The organism is Desulfocurvus thunnarius, from assembly GCF_055390965.1.
Map to the genome: position 1 here is coordinate 1,670,372 of NZ_AP042411.1, position 21,552 is coordinate 1,691,923.

The 21,552-nt window shown below is 70.3% G+C and carries 23 protein-coding genes; all 23 read left to right on the forward strand.

The window, feature by feature from the left end; genetic code table 11:
- Nucleotides 1–129 precede the first annotated feature (129 nt).
- The 23 genes from ACZ5KV_RS07190 to sctQ all read left to right on the forward strand — a co-directional run bounded on the left by ACZ5KV_RS07190 (nt 130) and on the right by sctQ (nt 21,543).
- Nucleotides 130–588, forward strand: a complete 459-nt coding sequence (locus ACZ5KV_RS07190) for a type III secretion system chaperone (protein ID WP_464241660.1) — start codon at nt 130–132, stop codon at nt 586–588.
- A gap of 37 nt (nt 589–625) precedes the next feature.
- Nucleotides 626–3,793: a hypothetical protein gene (locus ACZ5KV_RS07195; protein WP_464241661.1), complete on the forward strand. Its 3,168-nt coding sequence runs from the start codon at nt 626–628 to the stop codon at nt 3,791–3,793.
- Nucleotides 3,794–3,811: 18 nt separating this feature from the next.
- Entirely contained in the window at nt 3,812–4,123 is a 312-nt protein-coding gene (locus ACZ5KV_RS07200) for a hypothetical protein (protein ID WP_464241662.1), read from the forward strand.
- A 10-nt stretch (nt 4,124–4,133) separates the two neighbouring features.
- Nucleotides 4,134–4,694 carry a hypothetical protein gene (locus ACZ5KV_RS07205; protein WP_464241663.1) on the forward strand — a complete coding sequence of 187 codons (561 nt, stop codon included), beginning with the start codon at nt 4,134–4,136 and terminating at the stop codon, nt 4,692–4,694.
- A 16-nt stretch (nt 4,695–4,710) separates the two neighbouring features.
- Nucleotides 4,711–5,214 (forward strand): hypothetical protein, encoded by a 504-nt coding sequence (locus ACZ5KV_RS07210; RefSeq protein WP_464241664.1) that lies wholly within the window; start codon nt 4,711–4,713, stop codon nt 5,212–5,214.
- Between the two features lie 32 nt (nt 5,215–5,246).
- A complete protein-coding gene (locus ACZ5KV_RS07215; RefSeq protein ID WP_464241665.1) occupies nt 5,247–5,756 on the forward strand; it encodes a tetratricopeptide repeat protein in 510 nt (169 codons plus the stop codon).
- A 61-nt stretch (nt 5,757–5,817) separates the two neighbouring features.
- On the forward strand, nt 5,818–7,053 hold the full coding sequence (locus ACZ5KV_RS07220; protein ID WP_464241666.1) for a hypothetical protein: 1,236 nt from the start codon (nt 5,818–5,820) through the stop codon (nt 7,051–7,053).
- Nucleotides 7,054–7,107: 54 nt separating this feature from the next.
- Nucleotides 7,108–7,938 (forward strand): hypothetical protein, encoded by an 831-nt coding sequence (locus ACZ5KV_RS07225; protein ID WP_464241667.1) that lies wholly within the window; start codon nt 7,108–7,110, stop codon nt 7,936–7,938.
- A gap of 30 nt (nt 7,939–7,968) precedes the next feature.
- The gene (locus ACZ5KV_RS07230; RefSeq protein WP_464241668.1) at nt 7,969–9,102 is read left to right on the forward strand and encodes a hypothetical protein; all 1,134 of its coding nucleotides are present in this window, start codon (nt 7,969–7,971) and stop codon (nt 9,100–9,102) included.
- A gap of 76 nt (nt 9,103–9,178) precedes the next feature.
- Nucleotides 9,179–9,568: a CesT family type III secretion system chaperone gene (locus tag ACZ5KV_RS07235; RefSeq protein ID WP_464241669.1), complete on the forward strand. Its 390-nt coding sequence runs from the start codon at nt 9,179–9,181 to the stop codon at nt 9,566–9,568.
- Between the two features lie 28 nt (nt 9,569–9,596).
- Nucleotides 9,597–11,606 carry a type III secretion system outer membrane ring subunit SctC gene (sctC, locus tag ACZ5KV_RS07240; protein WP_464241670.1) on the forward strand — a complete coding sequence of 670 codons (2,010 nt, stop codon included), beginning with the start codon at nt 9,597–9,599 and terminating at the stop codon, nt 11,604–11,606.
- A complete protein-coding gene (sctD, locus tag ACZ5KV_RS07245; protein ID WP_464241671.1) occupies nt 11,603–14,635 on the forward strand; it encodes a type III secretion system inner membrane ring subunit SctD in 3,033 nt (1,010 codons plus the stop codon). Before sctC ends, sctD begins: the two co-directional genes overlap by 4 nt.
- On the forward strand, nt 14,632–14,859 hold the full coding sequence (locus ACZ5KV_RS07250) for a hypothetical protein (RefSeq protein ID WP_464241672.1): 228 nt from the start codon (nt 14,632–14,634) through the stop codon (nt 14,857–14,859). Before sctD ends, ACZ5KV_RS07250 begins: the two co-directional genes overlap by 4 nt.
- A 31-nt stretch (nt 14,860–14,890) precedes the next feature.
- The gene (locus ACZ5KV_RS07255; RefSeq protein ID WP_464241673.1) at nt 14,891–15,139 is read left to right on the forward strand and encodes an EscF/YscF/HrpA family type III secretion system needle major subunit; all 249 of its coding nucleotides are present in this window, start codon (nt 14,891–14,893) and stop codon (nt 15,137–15,139) included.
- A gap of 84 nt (nt 15,140–15,223) precedes the next feature.
- Complete coding sequence (locus tag ACZ5KV_RS07260; RefSeq protein ID WP_464241674.1) at nt 15,224–15,592, forward strand: tetratricopeptide repeat protein; 369 nt, start codon at nt 15,224–15,226, stop codon at nt 15,590–15,592.
- Between the two features lie 18 nt (nt 15,593–15,610).
- Nucleotides 15,611–16,015, forward strand: coding sequence for a hypothetical protein (locus tag ACZ5KV_RS07265; protein ID WP_464241675.1), 405 nt, complete (start codon nt 15,611–15,613; stop codon nt 16,013–16,015).
- A gap of 61 nt (nt 16,016–16,076) precedes the next feature.
- Entirely contained in the window at nt 16,077–16,874 is a 798-nt protein-coding gene (gene sctJ, locus ACZ5KV_RS07270; RefSeq protein WP_464241676.1) for a type III secretion system inner membrane ring lipoprotein SctJ, read from the forward strand.
- A complete protein-coding gene (locus ACZ5KV_RS07275; RefSeq protein WP_464241677.1) occupies nt 16,867–17,547 on the forward strand; it encodes a sulfate adenylyltransferase in 681 nt (226 codons plus the stop codon). The genes sctJ and ACZ5KV_RS07275 overlap by 8 nt, the downstream gene beginning before the upstream one ends.
- Complete coding sequence (locus ACZ5KV_RS07280; RefSeq protein WP_464241678.1) at nt 17,526–18,143, forward strand: HrpE/YscL family type III secretion apparatus protein; 618 nt, start codon at nt 17,526–17,528, stop codon at nt 18,141–18,143. Before ACZ5KV_RS07275 ends, ACZ5KV_RS07280 begins: the two co-directional genes overlap by 22 nt.
- 6 nt (nt 18,144–18,149) lie before the next feature.
- Nucleotides 18,150–19,469 (forward strand): type III secretion system ATPase SctN, encoded by a 1,320-nt coding sequence (gene sctN / locus ACZ5KV_RS07285; protein WP_464241679.1) that lies wholly within the window; start codon nt 18,150–18,152, stop codon nt 19,467–19,469.
- Nucleotides 19,466–19,960 (forward strand): type III secretion system stalk subunit SctO, encoded by a 495-nt coding sequence (sctO, locus tag ACZ5KV_RS07290; RefSeq protein ID WP_464241680.1) that lies wholly within the window; start codon nt 19,466–19,468, stop codon nt 19,958–19,960. The genes sctN and sctO overlap by 4 nt, the downstream gene beginning before the upstream one ends.
- On the forward strand, nt 19,957–20,496 hold the full coding sequence (locus ACZ5KV_RS07295; RefSeq protein ID WP_464241681.1) for a type III secretion HpaP family protein: 540 nt from the start codon (nt 19,957–19,959) through the stop codon (nt 20,494–20,496). Before sctO ends, ACZ5KV_RS07295 begins: the two co-directional genes overlap by 4 nt.
- Before the next feature lie 18 nt (nt 20,497–20,514).
- Nucleotides 20,515–21,543 carry a type III secretion system cytoplasmic ring protein SctQ gene (gene sctQ / locus ACZ5KV_RS07300; RefSeq protein WP_464241682.1) on the forward strand — a complete coding sequence of 343 codons (1,029 nt, stop codon included), beginning with the start codon at nt 20,515–20,517 and terminating at the stop codon, nt 21,541–21,543.
- The last annotated feature ends 9 nt before the right edge of the window (nt 21,544–21,552 follow it).

The following is a 21,552-nucleotide window of genomic DNA, read 5'->3' on the forward strand; positions in this document are numbered from 1 at the left end:
CTTTCATCATCCTGAAATAAATAAAGAAAACAGAAAAGCCCGCCTTGGCACCCCCCTTGCTTAAGGCACCGTGTCCGCAACAATGCTGCACCCCGGGCGCACCCGGGGCAACCTCCAAGGAGCCCGCACATGGACATCGCCAAAAACGCCCAGGCCATCCTGGACTACGTGAACGCCGCCGTGGGCGGCCAGGGCTTGGCCTTCGACGCCAACGGCGTGGCCGCCATGACCGTGGACGGCGACATCGCCTGCCTGTTCTGCCTGGTGGAAGCCGACCACGAACTGGTGGTCACCCTCTACCTGGGCCGCGTGCATGAAACCGACGCCGGCCTGATGCATGAAATGCTGTGCGGCAACTACATGGGCGCCTACACCGGCGGCGGCACCCTGGGCATCGACGCCCAGGAGAATCTGGTCGCCCTGCACCAGCATTTCCCGCTGCCCGTGGACGAGCCCGCGTGGATCGAGGAGCCCCTTGCCGCCCTCATCGGCGCGGCGCGCTACTGGCGGGCCAAGATCAAGGCCGCCGCAAGCGGCCCCGCCGCCCAGGCCCAGGACGCGCCCGCCCAGGGCATGATCCGCATCTGACCGCAGCGGCGCCGCCACGCGCCAAGGGGAAATTGCCATGGGCTTTGAAACCACGCTCCACGTCCCGCTCATCGGCACCGGGCCCACCCAGGGCCTGGACCAGGGCATCCAGCCCGGAACCGTCGTCCAGGGCGGCGTCAATCCCGGCCAGATCGGCGCCCTCCAGCAGCAGGGTCGCCAGGTCACCGGGCAGGTGCCCCTGGGCAGCCTGGGCCCGATGGTCGGCACCACCCAGCAGGCCCTGACCCAGGCCCTGGACCAGTGGGAGAGCACGGCGCCCCCGCGTTCGCTCATGCCCAAAAGCGTCGGCCTGAGCATGCCGCCCGACGGCCACCTCGTCCAGGTGGACGGCAAGATGGTCGAGCACGAGATTTCGGCCCTGCCCAGGGGCCAGCGCGATCAGGCCGTGCGCGACATGCCGCGCATGCTTCAGGACCGCCTGGAACGCGGCTTCCGGCTGTGGGACGGCATCCGCAACGGCTCCGTCCACGGCCCGGCCACGGCGGAGAACATCCGCGACCTGACGACCTTCCTCATGGCCAAGGCCCAGGAAAAGGGCGCGACCTTCAGCGAGGGCGCCTTCAGCATCGAGGACCCCGGGCACCGCCTGCGCGATTTCCTGGACTCCAGCCCCGAGGTCTACCAGCGGCCGTCCTCGCACATCGACGGTTTCCAGAGCGTTCCCGGCGGCGGGCATCGCGGCATCGACATGCTCGACGGCCCGAGCCTGCCCTACGGCAAGGCCACCGTGCTCTACGGCGCCATGAACGCGGGCACCGAGGGCCTGCCCGGCAGCGACCGCCTGTTCCTCAAGATGGAGGACCACGGCTGCCGCCTGAGCTCCGGCTCCGTGCGCCGCGACCCCGGCGGCCCGGCCGACCGGCCGATGCGCTTCCTGCGCGACCTCCAGCAGACCCTGGGCCACGCCATGGGCTTTTTCCGCACCGTGCTGCGCGGCCTCTCGGGCGGACGGCTGTTCCCCAACGCGCCCGACTCGCGCAAGGAGCGCATCCCCACCGGCCTGTCGCGCCAGTACACCGGGCTCATCGACACCCTGGCCCGGGCGGGCAAGAACGACCTGGCCGACCTGCTGCGCGCGGGCGACCCCACCTCCAAGAGCCAGGGCCTGCGGACCATGGTCGCCAACCTCGACGCCGTGCTGGCCCAGGACACCCTGACCGAAGGCGAACGCGCGGCGGTCAAGGATCTGCGCGACACCATCGCCGCGCGCTACGACCACCTGGACGTGCGCATCGGCGACGAGATCGTCCTGAACCTGGACGAACTGGGCGGGACGGCTCCGGGCGCCAACGTCAAGAGCCAGATCCGCGAGGCCGTGGGCGGCCTGCTCTCGGGCCCGACCACCCCGGACAAAATCAACACCTTCGTTGAGCAGATCGTGCGCGCCAGCGCCATGCTCGACGGCACCGGCGACGTGGACGACGGCGTGGACGCGCTCTCCCAGGCCCTGACCGAGGCCACGGCCTCCCTGACCCAGGGCCAGCGCCAGCAACTCGTCGAGGCGTTGCAGTCGCCGCAGTGCCGGGGGCTCGTGGGCGCGATGGCCGACGTTATCGCCTCGGGCGGCGAAACCCTGCCCGGAGACCTCGGCCAGCGGGATCTCGCCTCCGTGGCCAGCACGACCACCAAGGCCGTCAACGCCCTGCTGCTCCTGGCCCAGAGCCTGGGCATGGAAGACCAGGGCCCCGGCGAGGCCACCCCGGAACAGACCCGGCAGGTCACCGGGATGCTCGACAGCCTGGGCAAGGACTTCGCCGTGCGCGGCGGCACGGACACCGTGCGCGCCCAGGAAACCCGGCGCACCGAACTGTCCGGCCAGATGCTCGGCATGCGGCCCCTGTCCGAAATCCGCCCGCAGATCGGCGGCGGCGTCGTGACCCTGGGCAGGGGCGCGCAAGCCCTGCAACAGGGCCAGCCCGACACCCAGACCATCGGCCGGACCCTGGTGCGCACCCTGAGCGAAGACCTGCGCACCGACGGCGCCCTGGGCGCCAAGGGCCTGCCCCAGCGCTTCATCCCCGACTTCATCCGCAACGGCGTCACCGTCAACGGCCAGTTCTTCACCGGTGACGACAACGCGGGCCCGGGCGTGCTCGACGGGCAGCTCCAGGCCTTCGTCGACGCCTGCGGCGGGCCGGAAAAGGCCCAGCAGGTCGCCCGGCTGGTCGGCCAGGGAACCCTGGGCCGCCTGATGTCCGCCCTGGCGGAGGACCCGGCCATGAGCCCGCTGGTCCAGGCCTTCATGGGCCACGGCGGCGCGCCCCTCCACGGGACCGACCCGGCCACGGGCGCGCCCTCGGGCATGCGCTTCTCGGTGACCATCGACGGCGACACCATGAAACTGCATGCCGAGCACTCCGAGCAGCGCGTGGGCAATGGCGACCACGACATGGGCGAGCAGCACTCCCTGGACATCACCATCCAGGGCTTCGGCACCGACGACCCGGTGCTGCGCCTGGACAATTGGGACGCCCTCTACAGCTCCTGCCCGCCCCAGCGGGTGACCACCCTGAGCGTGGACACCCTGCGCGAAAACAGCACCGAGGGCACGGTTACCGTGGGCGCCCGGACCGCCCGCCTGCTCGACGGCGCCGTGGACAAACCCGTGATGACCGAAACCATCCGCCAGGGCCTGACCACCGAACTGACCAAGGACCGCCTGCCGGGCTACCGGGGCCTCAACCGCGATTTCATCGAGGACTTCTTCCGCAGGCCCCTCACGGTGGACGGCCAGGTCCACGGCGGCGGCGGCACCAACCTGCCCGAGGACGAGCGGAACCGCCGCCTGGACGCCTTCATCGACGCCGTGGGCGGCGAGGGCCCGGCCCGGCAGGTGGCCCAGATGACCTTCCAGAACGTGCCCGGACTGGTGGACACCACCATGCGCGACTACCCGCCCACCCAGCCGCTGGCGTTCGCCTACATGACCCACGAGGGCGCCACCCTGTCCACCGTCGCCGAGTTCAAGCTGACCACCAAGCCCGGCGGCGGCATCGACGTGCACCTGGACTACGTGCAGCAGAAGGGCGCCTCCCGGCATTCGGACCCGCCGGGCCTGGAATTCGGCAAGGTCGGGCGGCTGGACTTCTCCCTCTCCGGCCTGGGCACCGACGCCCCGCAGGTGCAGCTCACCGGCTGGGACATGTTCTTCGGCCTGAACCCGACCCAACCCGAGGCCCACTAGCGGGCGAGGACACGATCCATGCGCGAAGACCTGAACCAGACCCTGGACGCCCTGCGCCGGGAGGCCGAAGAGGCCGACACCGAGCTGCGCCGCCGCCGCGGGGCCATGCACAAAAGCCGCCAGCGCTACCAGGCCCTGCTGGACGCCGTGGGCCTCACCGAGGAGGAGATCGCCCTGGCCCTGCGCGAGAACCTGCTCCACCCCGAGGCCTACGACATGATGCGCAAGGCCATGGACGAAACCCGGCGCGCCGAGGCCGAAGGCCACGAAGCCGAAACCCCGGCGCCCGAGGCGGCCAAGCGCAAGAAGCGCATGATCGTCAAGCTTTAGGAGACCGACAATGACCGATCTGCTCTCCGTCCTGTCCATCGCCCGCAACGGCACCTCCGTGAACAGCAGCGGCGAGGCCAGCCTGAGCACGGCGGCCACGGCCAAGCTCAAGGCCATGATGGGCGACAACCCCATGGTGTCCTTCGCCGTCTTGTGCGTGGCCGCCGCCGGGCAGGGCCAGGCCAAGATGGAAAAGGCCTACGAGAATTACGAAGACACCACCGACTACTATAAGGAAGTCAACAAATACGCCCAGGAAGCCGCCGAAAAGCAGCGCGACGCGGACGACCAGGACAAGGCCACCAGCATGTCGTCCGGCATGGTCGCATTCTGCGACAAAAACAACATCGGCTACTCCACCAAGGGCGGCGACAAGAAGCACGACGAGGACCAGTGGCAGAGCCTGCGCGACGGCCTGGACAGCGAAAAGAACATCGCCTCCACGGACATGAAGATGGCCGGGGCCGAGTTCGACCAGGCCGCCAAGGACTGCGACAGCTCCCAGCAAATGGCCGTGGACTGCGTGAAGAAGAACACCGACATATTCGGCACCCTGGCCAAAACGATCTGAGCAAGGGGGAACCCGCATGTCTTTCGACAAAGAGTACCTGGACGAACAGTGGCCCGCCCTGCGCGCCAAGATCATGGCCGAACTGGAGGCCAAGGGGCACGTGCGCGACCTCATCTCCATGCCCGCCGAGGGCCTGGAGGCGCTCTACGCCCAGGCCCGCGCGGCCTACGCCGTGGAGGACTACATCCAGGCCGAGAACGTCTTTCTGGGCATGGCCCTCTACGGCGCGCAGGACCCGCGCGGCTGGCTGGGCTACGGCGGCGCCTGCGAGGCCCAGCGCAAATGGGAGCAGGCCGCCCTGGGCTACGGCATGGCCATGGCCCTGACCCCCGGCGACCCCGTGGCGGCCTACCGGGCCGGGGTCTGCCTCATGGAACTGAACAAGCCCTGGGCCGCGCGCGACGCCTTCGACGCCGCCGCCTCGACCCTGAAGGCCATGCAGAACAATCCCAAGAAGCTGCCTTACGCCCAGCGCGCCGCCTCCATGCTGCGCATGCTGGACGAAAACGAAAAATCCTGACCTCCGCCAAACCCGAACCTCCGAGCAACGCGATGAACGATCTGTACACTCCCGAAGCGATAGCCAAGCTCACCGCCATGCGCGACGCCATGGCCAAGGAGATCACGGCCGCCGGCGGCTCGCCCCAGGCCCCGCTGCTGCCCCCGAAGGCCATGGAAGGCCTCTACGCCATGGCCCACTCGGCCTACAGCGTGGAAGACTACGCCCAGGCCGAATCCCTGTTCCAGGCCATGGTCCTGTTCTCCTCCTCCGACCCCCGGGGCTGGCTCGGCCTGGCCGGGGCCTGCGAGGCCCAGGGCAAGTGGGCCGACGCCGTGCGCGGCTACGCCGTGGTCATGGGCCTGACGCCCGGCGACCCCGTGTCGCCCTTCCGTTCGGGCGTCTGCCTCATGTCCATGGGGCTGCCCGAGCAGGCCCGCGGCGCCTTCGAGGCCGCCCGGGCCGCGGGCGAGGCTCCGGGGCTTTCGCCGACCCTGGCCGCCTACGGCAGGCAGGCGGGCTCCATGCTCAAGCTCTTGGAATCACGCAAGAACCAGGATTAACGGCCAGAGACTTTCGACACGAACCCCCGCCGCAGCGAGCGGGGGCGCCAAGGAGGACGCCATGTCCCTGTTGGGCATCGACACCAGTCAACTGATCTCCCGGTACCAGACCAACGAAGGCGAGTGGAACGACGTGGAGCAACTGCTCCAGCAGGCGTTCCCCAGCAAGACGATGGCCGAGATTCATGCGGCGGCTACCATCTACGTGGCCCAGAACCCCGACGCCACCATGGACGACCTGCTGACCGCCCTGCAAACGCAGTTCGCCGTCAGCATCTCCACGGAACTGGCGGCGGAAATCCGCAAGGAATGGGACGAGTTCTCCAACGTCAGCACCCTGAACCCGGCGGAACTGCTGGCCGTGCTCGACGACTACGACGCCGACTCGGTGAACACGAACACCCAGGCCTATCTGCTCTTTCTCATGCAATACCTGCAACAGGAGATCGAGAAGCTGACCTCCGAGGGCATCGAGGCATCGCAGCAGGCCGACCGCGCGCGCTACGAGCTGGCCAAGGAGGACTACAACGAGCAGGTGGAGAAGATGAACTCCAAGCCCTCGGGCGGCCTGCTCAAATGGCTGGGCGCCGTGGCGGCGGTCATCGGCGCGATCATCGCCGTGGCCGTGGCGGCGGTGGTCACCGTGGTTTCGGGCGGCGCGGCGGCGGGCCTGGCCATCGCGGCGGCGGCCATCGCCTGCACCCTGGCCGTGTCCGCCGTGGCAGGTGCGGCATCGGACGGCAAATACTCCCTTGCGGGCCTGACGGCCATGCTTCTCGAGGCCTGCGGCGTGCCCAAGGACGTGGCCCGCTGGATCGGCATCGGCCTGGAGATCACCCTGGCCATCATCGGAGCCATCTGCTCCCTGGGCGCGGGCTTCGCCGCATCGGGCGCCAGCGCCGCGGGCACCGCCGCCAACACCGCCAGCACGGTGGCCAACACGACCAGTTCGGCCACCTCGGCGGCCACCACCGCGGCCAACACGGCCAACACCGCCATCACGACCATGGAAAAGCTGGTCAAGATCATGAACATCGCCAACTGCGTGATGCAGGCGGGCGTGGGCGTGGCCACGGGCGCCAAGGCCATCGTGGACTTCCAGTACACCATGCAGCAGGCCGAACTGCTGGAACTCAAGGCGCTGATGGAGAAGCTGCTCCAGATCCTCAAGACCTCCCAGCAGGTGGCCGAGGCGCTTCTGGACGCCATCTTCACCGCCATGCGCGACATCATCACCGAATCGACCCAGAACCTGATGGACCTGTTGATGAAGGCCAGCAGCCCCGAGCTGGCCTAGGCAGCGGCCCCCGTACCGCGCGGCCCACGGGCGCGCACCCACCCAGGAGGCATCATGAGCATCACCATCACCGGCATATCCACCGCCCTCGGGGCCGACCTCATGGCGGGCGACGAGAAGGAATGGCAGGACGTGGAGCAGACGCTCACGGAACTGCTGCCGGGCGTCGACACCACGACCCTGAGCGCGGCCATCACGAGCTACATCGAGGCCCACCCCTCGGCCACCCCGGGCGAGGTGCTCGAAGCCGTGGTCACCCAGTTGAACCCCTCCCTGGCCACCGACCAGGTGGCCGCCCTGCGCACCGAGTGGGAGCAGTTCGCCGCCAGCACGTCCCTCGACGCGGCCAGCCTGCTGGAGGTCATGAAAACCCCCGAACCCGACGCCCCGACCATCGAGAGCATGCGCGACATCATGGCCATGCTGCTCATGCTGATGATCGAGATCATGGGCGAGGAATCGGCCTCCCAGCTCATGGAGGGCTTTGCCCAGCGCGACCAGATCATGGCCCTGGCCAAGGAAAAGGCCGCAGAAATGCGCGCCATGGCCTGGACCCAGCTCGCCATGGGCCTGACCAGCGCGGCCATCAGCATCGTCGGCGGCCTGGCGGGCATGGGCTTCAAGGATTCCAGCAAAGCCATGCTCTGGAGCCAGGTGGTCGCGGGTTCGGCCAAGCTCTTCGACACCGCCAGCCAGTTCGCCACTTCCATGATCCAGGCCAACATCGCCGAGATCGAGGGCAAGTCCCAGGTGGCCCAGGTCCGCAAGGAGACGGCCCAGAAGCTGGAAGACCTGGCCCGCGACCTGATCAAGACCTTCATGGAAATCTACAACAGCCTGCTCCAGCAGCAGTACCAGACCATGTCCAAGCTCTCCAACGTGTAGGGAAGGATCGCGGGGACGCGAGGAGAACGGATGTCACTTCTGGGGATCGACACCAGCCAGCTCATCGGCCGCTACGAGGACAACCAGGGCGAGTGGACCGACGTGGAGCAGGCGCTGCAAAAGGCCTTTCCCGGCCAGAGCCTGTCCGAGCTGCACGCGGCGGCCACGGAGTACATCTCCTGCAACCCCGACGCGACCATGGACGAGGTGCTCACGGCCCTGCAGACGCAGTTCTCCGTGACCCTCTCGACCGAACTGGCGGCGGAAATCCGCAAGGAGTGGGACGAGTTCTCCCGGGCCAGCGAACTGAACCCGGCCCAGTTGCTGGCCGTGCTGGACGACTACGGCGCCGACACCGTGGACACGGGCAGCCGGGCCTACCTGATGTTCATCATGCAGCACCTGCTCAAGGAGATCGAACGCCTGAGTTCCGAGGCGGACCTCAAGGCCCTGGAATCGGACATGGAGCGCTACCGCGAGGAGATGGAGAAGCTCTACGCCAGCAGCACGGAGCCGACCTCGTACACCGGAGGCACCGAGGACGCCTCGCCCGACGTGAAGCGCACGGCGGCGGAGCGCTGGATCTTTGCCGCCGCGGCCGTGATCAACACCGCCGTGGCGGTCTGCGCGATCGCCCTGCTGGCGCCCCTCCTCGGGCCGGCCCTGACCGTCCTGGCCATGGCGGTGACACTGGCCGTCGCCACGCTGGCAGTGATCGAGGCGGCCACCGACGGCGGCGTCTCCCAGGCCCTGGCCGACATCCTCGAAGGCCTGGGCATGACCCAGGGCAAGGCCGAGCGCACAGCGGAAAACTTCGCCATCCTCTCGGCGATACTCTCCGGGGTGTTGGGAATCGCCGCCTACTTCGGAGCCGGGCCGCTCATCCAGGCAATGCAAGGCGCGACGACCCAGGCGGTGCAGGAGGGAACCACGCCGACAGACGGCGAGCCCACCCTGCCCGACGACCCGCTGTCCAATTCCGAAACGGAGCACTTCCAGGCGCTGGTTTCCGAGCTGGTGGCCCTGCTGCGCCTGGCCAAGGGCCTGGACCTGGCGACCCTGGACGCCATCTTCGCGGCCATGCGCGAGGTGCTGACCGACTCGGCGGACGGCGACGGCGAAACCTCGTCGCCCCACGAAATGCTGATGATGACCATGGCCTAGCGGAGAGCGGCCTGCGGCGACCGGGGGCACGGGGCGGGCCCTGGTCGCGGCGCAACCTTCCCGCCCGGATGACGCCATGCTCGAACAATGGATCGAGACGGTGTGCCGCACGGCAGGCTGGCACGCCCCGGCCCCGGATGCCCGGGGCCATTACCATTTCCGGCTCGACGGCGGCTCGCGGGTGGACGCCAGTTCCCCCGACGGCCGCACGCTGCTGCTGTCCGCCGACCTGGGGCGCCTGGCGCCGGGGTCGGGCGGCGACGCCCTGCTGCGCAAGGTGGGCCTGGCGGCCCTGGCCCGCGCCGCCACGGACACGGGCGTGGTCTCCCTGGACACGCGCCGGGGCACCCTGTGCTACGATGCCCGGCATCTGCTGGGCATCATGCGCGCATCGGAAATGCATCTGGCCCTGCAACGTTTTCTGGACGAATTGGACTTCTGGGCCGACCTGTGCAAGAGTGCCTGATATACTTATATCCCGGGGGCCTTGGGCGTTGAGTACACGACTTTTTTCCCTTTCGCGGCAGGGCCTGGCGCTGGCCGCCCTGTGTTGCGCACTGTGGGCCGCCGCAGGGGGGGCCGCCGCCGCATGGGCCGCCGGTCCCGGCAGCGGGCAACCATCGTTCGCCAAGAGCGTCGCCGACCGCTACACCCTGCCCATCAGTTCCATCTTCAAGGTCCACTTCAGCCACTATGCCGAGCAGGCGCCCCTGGTGGACGTGCTGGAAACCTTCGCGCGGACCCAGGGCCTGCGCGCCGCCTTCACCCCCAACGTCAAGGGCGAAATCAGCGGCATGTTCGACGACATGTCGCCCGACGAGTTCCTGGCGGCGGCCTACTCGGCCTTCGGGGTCGAGTGGTACCTCATGGACGACGTGCTGCACTTCTACGTGCGCCGCGACCTGGAGCGGCGCATGGTCTACCTCACGGCCAGCACGCCCACGCGCATGCGCGACATCCTGACCCGCGCCGGGCTGCTCTCGCCCCAACTGCCCTGCGTGGCCGACGACGACGACCGCGTCCTGGCCTTCTCGGGCCCGGCGGAATACACCGAGGGCGTGGCCGCGGCCATCGCCGCCTACGAGGCCGCCTTCCGCAACGACCAGGTTGTGCGCGTGTTCTTCCTCAAGCACGCCTGGGCCGACGACACGGAGCTGGGCTCCGGCGACAACAAGAAGGTCATCCCCGGGGTGGCCACCATCCTTTCCGAGATGGTCATGGACCAGCGCGCGTCCGACTCGCAGCTCGCCCTGGGCTCGGGCGCCGGGGCCGCCGTGCGCGAGACCATCCCGCCCCTGCCCGAGGAGCAGCAGCTCCTGCGCCTGCAAGACGGCGAGGCCGCCAAGATTCTCGAAGACCTGCGCCGCCGCGCCAAGGAGCAGATGGAGCTGGACCGCCGCGTGGCCTCGCCCCTGAACACCCAGGCCCGGGCCCTGCCCGGCGCCCCCGTGGCCGAGCTTGCCCCGCGCATCCTGGCCGACTCGCGCAGCAACGCCGTCATCGTGCGCGACTCGGCCTACCGCATGGAATACTATGAAAAAACCATCGCCGAGCTGGACAAGCCTCTGCAACTGGTAGAGCTGCACGCCGCCATCGTGGACGTGGACGTGGATTATTCCAGCTCCCTGGGCGTGAAATGGGGCGGATCGGGGCACGGCGGGCCGTACACCTCCACCGGCGTGGGCAGCGGCCTGAGCAGCGTGTCCGACAACACCAGCGAGGTGCCCCTGCCCGGAGACCTGCCCAACGCCCTCATCGGCGACGGGCTGACCCTCTCCACGGTCTACAGCTTCGGGTCCGACTATTTCATGGCCCAGGTCAACGCCCTGGAATCCAACGGCAAGGGCCGCGTGCTCGGCCGCCCCTCGGTGCTGACCATCGACAACACCAGCGCGCGCCTGGAGGCCAGCACCACCTTCTACATCCGCGTGGTGGGCACCGAGGTGGTCGACCTGCGCGAGGTCTCCTCGGGCACGGTCCTCGACGTGACCCCGCACATCATCGAGTACGACGACAAACCCGCGCAGATCAAAATGGCCATCACCGTGGAGGACGGCGCCGACCCGAGCACCGGCTCCACGGACAGCGACATCCCCGCCGTGGTCAAGAAGACCACCATCCGCACCCAGGGCATCGTCAGCGAGGGCCAGAGCCTGCTCATCGGCGGCTACTTCTACGAGCAGCTCAAGGACGACGAAACCGGCGTGCCCGTGCTCATGGACCTGCCCGCCCTGGGCGTGCTGTTCAAATCCAAGACCAAGGTCACCCAGCGCATGGAACGGCTGATCCTCATCTCGCCGCGCCTGCTGACCCTGGACGAGGCCTCCAACGTCCCCAAGGAAGTGAACGAACTGGGCTTCTCCGTCGATCCGGCCTCGCCCGAGTTCGCCACCCCCGGAACGGCGGCCAGCGCGCCCAAGCCCGGCGGCTGCGCCGTGCGCACCAAGGAGCCGGGCACGGACACCGCACCGGCGTCCGCCAGCGGCTGGGGGCTGTCGCAGTGAGCGCCGCCACCACCCCCGTCCTGCTGCTGAAGTTCTTCTCCGGCCCGCACATGGGCGCGGAAATTCCCCTGCGACCCGGCGACACCGTGCTGGGCAGCGGGGAAAGCTGCGACATCATCCTGCACGACAGCACCGTGGCCACGCAGCACGCGCTGCTTATGGTGCCCGCCGCGGCGGGCGAGGCGGGCGCCCCGCCCGCCCTGACCCTGCGCACCCTGGACGCCCCGGTGCTGCTGCTGCACCCCGAGGCCGAACCCGCGCCCCAGGCCCAGGAGCCGCCCCAGGCCGAAGCGCCCCGGGACGCCGCCCCCGCCGCCCAGCCCGACACCCCGGGCGACGAGGGCCCCCGGCCCTTCCAGGGCGAAATGCCCTGGGGCCCGGCCCAGGCCGTCATGCTCGGCACGACCTGCATGGCCTGGCAGGTGCAGGGCCAGCCCTGGGGCGACATCGGCCCGGCGGCCTTTCTGGACGCCACGGGCGCCCGCCCCGCCGAGGGCGGCCCCGCCGCCGAGGCGCCCGCCGAAGCCCCGAAGGAAACCGGCCCCAGCCCCCGGGCGCGGCGGCTGGCGCTGCTGGTCGTCGGCCTGCTGGCCCTGCTGTATCTGACCGTGACCTTCTCCGGCGGGCCGGACACCCACCTGGCCCGCCAAATGACCAGCGTTCTCAAGGACAAGGGCTACGAATACCTGCACGTGACCCAAACCAGCATCGGCGTGACCATCCAGGGCGAGGTGCCCGCCACGGGCGACCGCAAGACCCTGTGGGAACTGGCCGGAGGCATGGATTTCCCGGTGTTCATCGACGTGCAGGTCCGCGAGGAGCGCGCCCAGGGCGTGCGCGTGGCCCTGGCCGTGCGCGGCCTGTTCCCCACCGTGGCCCTGGAGGACCGGGACATCCTGCTCACCGGCTATTTCCGCGACAAGCTCATCGAGGGCGCGGCCAAGGTCTGGATTGCCGAGGACATCCGCAACATCGGGCAGGTCCGCTCGTCCATGGTCTACGCCGCCCAGGTCTGGCCGCTGTTCCGCGACGCGCTCATCCGCCACGAGTTGGACGAGCTGGTGGTGGTGCGCCTGCATCCGGGCGTGGTCGAGGTGGAAGGGGAACTGGACTTCGAGCAGCGCGAGCGCCTGGAGCTGGCCAAAAAGGAAGTCTGCGACGCCCTGAATTCGCCCGTCGCCTTCTGGGACACCCTGACGGCCCCGGGCTTCTCGGCGGAATGGAACCGCAGCATCAGCGGCAGCATGCGCTCGGCCTTCGCGCCCGATCCGGCCCTGGCCCAACTGTTCCGCGACGCCCAGGAGTTGCGCGCCTCCAAGGGCCTGTCCACGGCTCCGGCCCTGCGGGCGGCGCCGGGGGCCTCGGTGGCCCGCGTGACCCCCGTGGCCCCGCTGGCGCCCGGGGAGCAGGCCCCCGAGGCAGGAACCATCGATCTTTCCAAGGCCCCGGTGCTGGACAACGCTCTGGGCGGCACCGTGGCCCTGGTGCCCACCGAGCCGGACCATTCGTCCATCGACATGCTGCGCGACGAAAAGGACCAGGTGGTCCGCGACGACGCCAAACTGCCCCTGCTGGAACGCGAGGGCCGGATCCTGCGCGACGACGAGGGCCGGCCCATCACCGGCCACCCGGCCATGACCAACCCCGCGACTCCGGCGCCGGAAACGCCCATGACCGTGCTGCGCGACGAAACGGGCGAGCCGGTGCGCGACGAGGCGGGCCGCCCGCTGCTGGAGCGCGACGGCCGCGTGCTGCGCGACAGCGCCGGGCGCCCGGTGCCCGCGCCCGAGGCCCTGGCCGACGGCACTCCCGTGGTGGTCGCCCGCGACGAAGCGGGCCAGGTGCTGCGCGACGAGGCGGGCCGCCCGCTGCTGGCCCGCGCGGCCGAACCCGTGCCCGGGCCCCCCGGAGCCCCCGGCGCACCTGGTGCTCCCGGCGCCCCTGGTGCTCCGGGCACCCCGGGTGCCCCCGGTCCTCCCGGCACCCCGGGCGCGCCCGGCGCTCCGGGCGCCCCAGGCGCTCCCGGAGAAATTCTGCGCGACGCCCAGGGCCAGCCCCTGGTCGGCCACGAAGCCATGATTCCCGACACGCGCATCACCGCCGCGCGCGACGAGCAGGACCGCGTGGTCCGCGACGAGGCGGGCCGCCCGCTGCTGGAGCGCGGAGGCGACATCCTGCGCAACTCCAAGGGCCAGCTCGTGCCCGGGCGCGACGACATGTTCCGCGAAGGCCCGGCCGCGGTGATCCTGGAGCCCGACGGCACGCCCGTGCAGGGCGCCGACAAGCAGCCCATGGTCGTCCAGGCCCTGCGCGACGGCGAAGGCGAGGTGCTGCGCGACGGCCAGGGCACCCCGGTCTTCCCCACCGTGGCCCGCGACGCCGAGGACCGCGTCATCCGCGACGAGGCGGGCCAGCCCGTGCTGCTGGGCCCCCTGCGCGACGAGGCGGGCCGCGTGGTCCACGACGAAAGCGGAGCCATGGTGCCCACGGTGGTGGCACGCGATGCCCAAAGCCGCGTCATCCGCGACGAGACGGGCGCGCCCCTGGTGGTCGCCCCGCGCATGGACGAACAAGGGCGTATGCTGCGCGACGAGGAAGGTCGTCCCGTGGCGCCCAGGCTCATGACCGGAGCCGACGGCCGCCCGGCCCGCGCCGCCGACGGCGCCCTGATCCAGGCCCCCGACGACGCCCCGGATGCCACCGAAGTTGGCACCCCCGGCAGCGCCGCTGGCGCCGCCCCCCAGGCAGGCGGCAATGCTGCCAGTGATTACAGGCAGTTCGGCACTGGCATGGGCTTTGCTGATATGCAAGACAAGGACGAGGCCCCCGAAGACATCCTGGGCGGATTGACCATCGTGGGCGTGACCCTTGAGCCGGTGCCGTTCATCTCCATGAAGGACGGGCAGAAATACTTCACCGGCGGCCGACTCCCCGGCGGCTTCATCATCCGGGAAATCACAGCCGAGAAGCTCGTGGTGGAACGCGACGGCAAGGTCGTCACCCGGCTCTTCGAGAGGAGGGATCAATGAGCGACGCACTCAAGGACTTCACGCAGGACCTGCTGCGCAACGACCCCGCCGGACAGGGGCGCGCGCATCTGCAGGAGGAGCTGGTCCGGATGCAGGCGGGCCTGAAGCGGACCCTGGACGCGGGCGTGGCCCCGGCCCAGGCCGCCCTGCTCGGCGCCCTGGGCCGGTCGGTGGAAGCCGCGCGCACGGCGGTGGACCGCATGTGGGAACGTTTCAACAACTAGGCAAACCCGGCAACAATCACAGGAGGCTACCATGGCTATCACCACGAACATGACCATCAGCGAGTCTTTCGGCCAGATGACCGACCAGCTCTCGTCGCGGGCCACCACCCTCAAGACGAGCATCCAGGCCGCCCTCAAGGACGGCGACCTCGACCCCATGAAGATGCTCCAGCTTCAGTTCGACATGGGCAACTACAACGCCATGGTGGAGGCCACCTCCTCCGTGACCAAGGGCCTGACCGACACGGCCAAGACCCTGGCCCAGCGCGCCGGCGGCTGATGACGCCGACCCGGCGGCAAGGAATCACGACCCGGGGGCGCGCGACCGCCGCCCCCGGGCCGCGCAACCCATCAAGGAGGCGACATGCTCTCTCCTGTTGAATGCAAGCGCCTGCTGGACATCGCCTTCGCGGCGTCGTCCGGCGGCTTCCCCGGCGAGGCCCGGGCCATTCTGGACGGCCTGGAACAGGTCTGGCCCGACAGCCCGGAGGTCAAGATCTGCCGGGCGGTGAACCATTACGTGGTCAACGACTTCGACAAGGCCCACCAGTGCCTGGGCGAGGTGCTCGCCGCCGACCCGGGCAACGAGTTCGCCCTGGCCCATCTCGGGGTGGTCTACCACCTCGCGGGCGAGGACGGCGAGGCGCGCAAGACCTTGGAAACCGTGGTCCGCGACGGGGAAGACCCCCAGGCCGTGGCCCTGGCCGAGGCCATGCTCAAGGACGTGCTCTAGGCACGCGGGAGGCGGCTCATGGACATCAGCGCCATTGCCCAGACGGCAGCCAGACTGGCCCAGGCCCCGGACGCGGGGCAGGCCCTGGCGCCCGCAACGCCCCTGGCGCCGCCGGATCCTGCGGCGGTAGCCGACTTCCAGGCGGCCATGCGCGGGGCGCCCGTGGGCGGCCCCCAGGGGCCGGAGCAGGCCACGGCGGCCCGGCCGGCCGGGGCGCCCGAGGCGTCGTCCGCAGCCGGGCCCGTTCCCCCCGGGGCGGACCCGACCATCGCCAGCCTGCTGACCCAGGCCGACCTGGGCCATGCGGACCTGTTCCGCATCCAGGTGGCGGCCTGCATGGCCTCCTTCGAGGCCCAGCGGAACACCTCGGCGGTGTCGGCCATGAACCAGGGCCTGAGCACGCTGGTCAAGTCCGCCGAATAACGACGCACCCCCAACGGGAGCGGCCCGGGCCCGGGCCACTCCCCTGTGCAGGACCCCAGACGTGAAACAGATTTCCGCAACACGACGCCTCGTGCGCTTCCTCGCCCTGGTGCTGCTGGTGCTGACCCTGGGCGGCTGCATGCAGCCGCTCTATCAGGGTCTGGCCGAACGCGAGGCCAACGAGGTGCTCGCGGCGCTGCTCAAACGCGGCATCCTGGCCGAGAAGCAGTCCGAGGGCAAAGGCCTGTTCACCGTGCGCGTGGACGAGGCCCAGGTGGTCAACGCCCTGGAGATCCTGCGCCGCCAGGGCCTGCCCCAGATGCACTACGACACCCTGGGCAGCATGTTCCCCAAGGAGGGCATGATGTCCTCGCCCCTGGAGGAATCGGCCCGCCTGAGTTTCGCCCTGGCCCAGGAACTGGCCGACACCTGCTCCAAGATCGACGGGGTGCTCGATTCACGGGTCCATGTGGTGCTCCAGGAGCAGGACCCCGTGACCGAGGCCGTGACCCCGGCGGCGGCGGCGGCCTTCATCCGCTTCATGCCCGGCTCCTCGGTGGAGCAGTACGTGCCGCACATCCGTCAGCTCATGGCCAACGCGGTGCCCAACCTGAAGTACGACAACGCCTCGGTGTTCCTCTACCCGGCGGCGGAGACGATCATCATGCCCCCGCCCCCGGAATACCGCCGGGTCATGGGCGTGGACATCGCGCCCTACGCGGCGGGCAATTTCATTCTGTGGGTGCTGACGGTGCTCGGGGCGGGCATCCTGGCGGGCTTCGGCGGCTGCTGGGGCCTGGAGCGCTACAGGCAGCGCAAGGCCGCCCAGGCCGTCGGCACAGAGGACGACAATGGCTGACGCGGGCCGCAGCCCGGGCGGCGACGCCGGGCGGGGCTTCTACCGCGAGCTGGCCGCCACGCGCCCCGAGCTGCTCGGGGCGATTTGGCGTTTCAACGCCGCCGAACCCGGGCCGGAGGCCCTGGCCCCCGGCGTGGCCGAAATCCTGCGGACCTGCCCCCGGGGTCGGGCCGCCCTGGCGCGTCTGGCCGACCCGGCCCGGCGCTTCTGGGCCTTCGAGGAGGAGTCGCGGCGGCTGGCCCTGCTCGACCCGCCGACCCTGGAGGCCCTGGCCATGCATTTCGGCGCGGCGGTGAACGCCCGGGCCCTGGCCGCGGTGGTGCTGCGCGCCGAGCGTCAGGCCCTGACGGCGGCCCTGGGTCCCGGCATCCTGGACTACGCCCTGGGCCGGGGGGCCTTCCACCTCGGCGAGGTGCGCGGCCATTTCCTGGCCCGCCACGGCGAACGGCCACTGCCCGAGCGGGTGCGCCTGCACGGGCGCGAGGCCCTGGCCGCGTGCGCCGGGCGCTGGCCCCAGGCCCTGCGCGAGCTGGCCGCGCGGCGCTTTCCGGGGCTCATGGACGCCGCCGCCCAGACCCCGGGCGACCGGGCCGTGGAGCGGCTGACGTGGTTCGGCCTGAAAAAGTTGCTGACCAAGGAGGTCGCACCGTCGTGGGCGCCGTGTTTCTTTTGAAAAAACAGGCCTTCGAGCCCGCTCCGGGCACGAAGATCGTCAAGGCCGGGGACTACGCGCGCATGGTCGAGGCCAATGCGCTGCTGGAAGAGGCCCGCACGCTCTACGAGCGCATCACCGCCGAGGCCCACGAGGTCTTCGAGGCCCAGAAGGCCCAGGGCTATGAAAAGGGCCTGGAGGAAGGCCGCCTGGAGCACGCCGAGAAAATTTTCGAAGTCGCCGCCCAATCCCTGGATTTCTTCGAGAAATTGGAGCACTCCGTGGTGCGCATCGTCACCGACGCCCTGGAGCGCATCGTGGGCGAGATGAACGACAAGGATCTCATCCTGCGGGTCGTCAAAAGCGGGCTGGCCATCGCGCGCAACGAGCGGCGCGTGGTGGTGCGCGTGTGCCCCGAGCAGGCCCCGGCGGTGGAGGCGTCGACCTCCGAACTGTTGCGCCACTTCGCGGGCATCCGCCTGCTGGACGTGGTGGCCGACTCGCGGCTGAAGAAAAACGACTGCCTTGTGGAAAGCGAGATGGGCGTCGTGGACGCCGGGGTGGAGACACAACTCGCGGCCCTCAAGCGGGTCATGGAAAAGCGCATCGCGCGGTAGGGGCCCATGTCCACCTTCGACTACATCACCACCCTGCTGGAAAAGGCCCTGGCCGACGCGAACACCGTGGAGGTCCGCGGGCGCGTGGAGCAGGTGGTGGGCACCATCATCCGGGCCACGGTGCCCGGGGTCAAGGTCGGCGAGCTGTGCGTGCTGCGCAACCCGTGGGAGGACTGGGAGCTCAAGGCCGAGGTGGTCGGCTTCAGCAAGCAGGTGGCCCTGCTCACGCCCCTGGGCGAACTCCAGGGCATCTCCCCGGCCACGGAGGTCTTTCCCACCGGAGAAATCCACTCCGTGCCCGTGGGCGACGACCTGCTGGGCCGCGTGCTCAACGGCCTGGGCGAGCCCATCGACGGCGGCCCGCCCCTGCGGCCCCGGGCGTTCTACCCCGTATACGCCGACCCGCCGAACCCCATGGAGCGCCGGATCATCGACAAGCCCATCTCCCTGGGCCTGCGAGTGCTCGACGGCATGCTCACCTGCGGCGAGGGCCAGCGCATGGGCATCTTCGCGGCGGCGGGCGGCGGCAAAAGCACGCTGCTGTCGTGCATCATCAAGGGCACCGACGCCGACGTGTGCGTGCTGGCACTCATCGGCGAGCGCGGCCGCGAGGTGCGCGAGTTCCTGGAGCACGATCTCGGCCCCGAGGGCCGCAAGCGCGCCGTGGTCGTCGTCTCGACCTCCGACCGCTCGTCCATGGAGCGGCTCAAGGCGGCCTACTCGGCCACGGCCATCGCCGAATATTTCCGCGCCCAGGGCAAGCGCGTGCTCATGCTCATGGACTCGGTGACCCGCTTCGGCCGCGCCCTGCGCGAAATCGGCCTGGCCGCTGGAGAGCCGCCCACGCGGCGCGGCTTCCCGCCCTCGGTGTTCTCCAGCCTGCCCAAGCTCATGGAGCGCGCGGGCAACTCCGACCGGGGGTCCATCACCGCGCTGTACACCGTGCTGGTGGAAGGCGACGACATGACCGAGCCCATCGCCGACGAAACGCGCTCCATCCTCGACGGGCACATCGTGCTCTCGCGCAAGCTGGCCGCCGCCAACCACTACCCGGCCATCGACGTGCAGGCCAGCGTCAGCCGCGTGATGAATTCGATCATTTCCAAGGAGCACAAGGCCGCGGCCCAGAAGGTCCGCAAGGTGCTGGCCAAATACAGCGAGCTGGAAATCCTGGTCCAGATCGGCGAATACGAGAAAGGCTCGGACAAGGAAGCCGACGACGCCCTGGCGCGCATCGACTCCGTGAACCGCTTCCTGCGCCAGGGCATGGGCGAGACCAGCACCTTCGAGCAGACCGTGGCGGCCCTGGCGGAGGTGGCCCGGTGAACTACCCTCTGGCCGTGCTGCTGCGCGTGCGCACCCTGCGTCAGGACAAGGCCCTGGCCGCGCTCTCCGCCGCCGAGGCCCGGCTGGCCGAAGCCCGGCGCGACCTGCGCGAGGCCAAACGCCTGCACGAGGAGTTCCTGGTCTGGCTGGCGGAGGAGGAGGAGCGGCGCTACGACGAGATCATGGGCCGCGACATGACCCTGGAGGACGTGGACGAATTCAAGCGCGGGCTGTGCGAAATCCGCGGTCGCGAGGCCGCCTTCCTGGAGCGCATCCTGCGCGCCCGCAAGCACGTGGAGGACTGCGAGGGCGCCATGGCCGCGGCCAGGGCCCGGCTGCTGGAAGCCCAGCGGGCGACCCTCAAGATCGAGGAGCACCGCTCGCGCTGGCAGGTGCTGGCCAGCAAGGAGGCCGAGCGCAAGGAAGAGATCGAGCTTGAGGACTTCATCCCCGGCCCGCGCCCGGGCCTGGGCGGCCTGGAGGCGGCGTGAGCGACGGCGTGAAGCCCGTGGACGGCGCCCCGCCCCAGGCGGGGCCCCAGGGCCCCGGCGCCACGGCCGCGCCCGCCGACGTGCACGCCATGCGCGCGGCCATGGCCGGGCCGGTGGAGCAGCCCGGACTTTCGAGCCTGTTCTCCCTGCAGGGCCGCGCGGCGGCCCAGGGCGCGCCGGGCGCCACGGCAACGCCGGATGCGACGGACGCCGACGCCGGGGGCGCGGGGAGCGAAGACCCCCGCGACGAGGCCGGAGCCGAGGAACTGGCCGACCTCGTGGCCGAACGGGTGCTGGTCACGGACCAGGAATTTTCCGACGACGAGGAAGTGCGCATCTACCTGCGCCAGAGCGTGCTGGCCGACACGCAGGTCCACCTGCGGCGCACGCCCGAGGGCATCGAGGTGCGCGTGCTCACCGGCGACGCGGCCTCCCACGCCGTGCTTCTGGAGGCCAAGGACGCCCTGGGCCGCCGCCTCCAGGGCGCCTGCGAGGGCCGGGTGCTGCTGGAAATCGTTTTCGTACGCAAGGCATAAGAGGACAGGAGAAAGAACGTGGCTGAAGCCGTCGCCTATGTGCCGCCCGCGCTGTCCGCGCGCGAGTGCCGCCTGCTGAACGCCCTGGCCGGGCACCCGGGCGGGTTCGACCTGGATATCGGCGGTGCGCCGTGGCGGGTGGCGCCGGCACTGCGCCCGGGCGAGCCCGGCGCGGCCCCCGCCCTGGCCGCACGCGCGGGCGATGTCGTCTGGCGCCTGGCCCTGGGCCGCACCCAGGCCCTGCTCGACGCCCTGGGCCTGCCCGACGACATCGACCGCGAGGCCTTGCCCGAGGCCGTGCTGTGGGGCGTGGCCGAGGCGCGCCTGGGCGGGCTGCTGGCCCGCCTGGAAGCCCTGGCCGGGCAGCCCGCGCGGCTGTGCGCGCCCGACGAGGCGCCCCGGAGCCCGGCCTGCTGCCTGGAGTTCACGGCCAGCGGCCCCGAGGGCCGCGAAGTGCGCGGCTGGGTGCTCGTGCCCCTGGACGAACCGGCCCTCGCCGCCGTGGAGCAGGCCCTGGCCGCCCGGCCCCGGGCCGCGCGCCCCCTGAGCGACCTGCCCGTGGAGCTGTCCATCGAGGCCGGGAGCATGACCCTGACCCTGGCCGAACTGCGCACCCTGGCCCCCGGCGACGTGCTCCTGCCCGAGCGCTGGCATCCGGCCTCGGGCTGCGTCCATCTTTTCGCCGCGCCCCTGCGGGTGCGCGCGCCCTGGCCGGACGGCGACGACCGGCCCTGGACCATCGTCAAGCAAAGCGAGTCGAGCATGAGCGAAACGGACAAGACGGCGGAAAAGGCGGCCGAAGCCCCCAAGGGCGGCCTGGGAGCCATCGGCATCGAGGTGGTCTTCGAGATCGGCCGGATGCGCATGACCGTGGACGAGATCCAGGCCCTGGGCCCGGGGCTGACCCTGCCCCTGCCCAAAGTCCTGGGCCCCGAGGTGCCGGTGACCATCCTGGGCAACGGCCGCAGGCTGGGCACCGGGCGCATCGTCAGCGTGGGCGAAACCCTGGGCGTGCAACTCACCGAGCTGGACGGACACTCGTCCTAGGACGCCCTC

What these genes read in the sequence shown, in the direction of transcription:
- ACZ5KV_RS07250 (WP_464241672.1), top strand. Translation starts at nt 14,632, where the DNA reads ATGAGCGACGCACTCAAGGACTTCACGCAGGACCTGCTGCGCAACGAC.
- ACZ5KV_RS07210 (WP_464241664.1), top strand. Translation starts at nt 4,711, where the DNA reads ATGTCTTTCGACAAAGAGTACCTGGACGAACAGTGGCCCGCCCTGCGC.
- ACZ5KV_RS07225 (WP_464241667.1), top strand. Translation starts at nt 7,108, where the DNA reads ATGAGCATCACCATCACCGGCATATCCACCGCCCTCGGGGCCGACCTC.
- ACZ5KV_RS07260 (WP_464241674.1), top strand. Translation starts at nt 15,224, where the DNA reads ATGCTCTCTCCTGTTGAATGCAAGCGCCTGCTGGACATCGCCTTCGCG.
- ACZ5KV_RS07215 (WP_464241665.1), top strand. Translation starts at nt 5,247, where the DNA reads ATGAACGATCTGTACACTCCCGAAGCGATAGCCAAGCTCACCGCCATG.
- ACZ5KV_RS07205 (WP_464241663.1), top strand. Translation starts at nt 4,134, where the DNA reads ATGACCGATCTGCTCTCCGTCCTGTCCATCGCCCGCAACGGCACCTCC.
- ACZ5KV_RS07200 (WP_464241662.1), top strand. Translation starts at nt 3,812, where the DNA reads ATGCGCGAAGACCTGAACCAGACCCTGGACGCCCTGCGCCGGGAGGCC.
- ACZ5KV_RS07220 (WP_464241666.1), top strand. Translation starts at nt 5,818, where the DNA reads ATGTCCCTGTTGGGCATCGACACCAGTCAACTGATCTCCCGGTACCAG.
- ACZ5KV_RS07195 (WP_464241661.1), top strand. Translation starts at nt 626, where the DNA reads ATGGGCTTTGAAACCACGCTCCACGTCCCGCTCATCGGCACCGGGCCC.
- ACZ5KV_RS07235 (WP_464241669.1), top strand. Translation starts at nt 9,179, where the DNA reads ATGCTCGAACAATGGATCGAGACGGTGTGCCGCACGGCAGGCTGGCAC.
- ACZ5KV_RS07230 (WP_464241668.1), top strand. Translation starts at nt 7,969, where the DNA reads ATGTCACTTCTGGGGATCGACACCAGCCAGCTCATCGGCCGCTACGAG.
- ACZ5KV_RS07190 (WP_464241660.1), top strand. Translation starts at nt 130, where the DNA reads ATGGACATCGCCAAAAACGCCCAGGCCATCCTGGACTACGTGAACGCC.
- ACZ5KV_RS07255 (WP_464241673.1), top strand. Translation starts at nt 14,891, where the DNA reads ATGGCTATCACCACGAACATGACCATCAGCGAGTCTTTCGGCCAGATG.
- ACZ5KV_RS07265 (WP_464241675.1), top strand. Translation starts at nt 15,611, where the DNA reads ATGGACATCAGCGCCATTGCCCAGACGGCAGCCAGACTGGCCCAGGCC.
- ACZ5KV_RS07275 (WP_464241677.1), top strand. Translation starts at nt 16,867, where the DNA reads ATGGCTGACGCGGGCCGCAGCCCGGGCGGCGACGCCGGGCGGGGCTTC.
- sctN (WP_464241679.1), top strand. Translation starts at nt 18,150, where the DNA reads ATGTCCACCTTCGACTACATCACCACCCTGCTGGAAAAGGCCCTGGCC.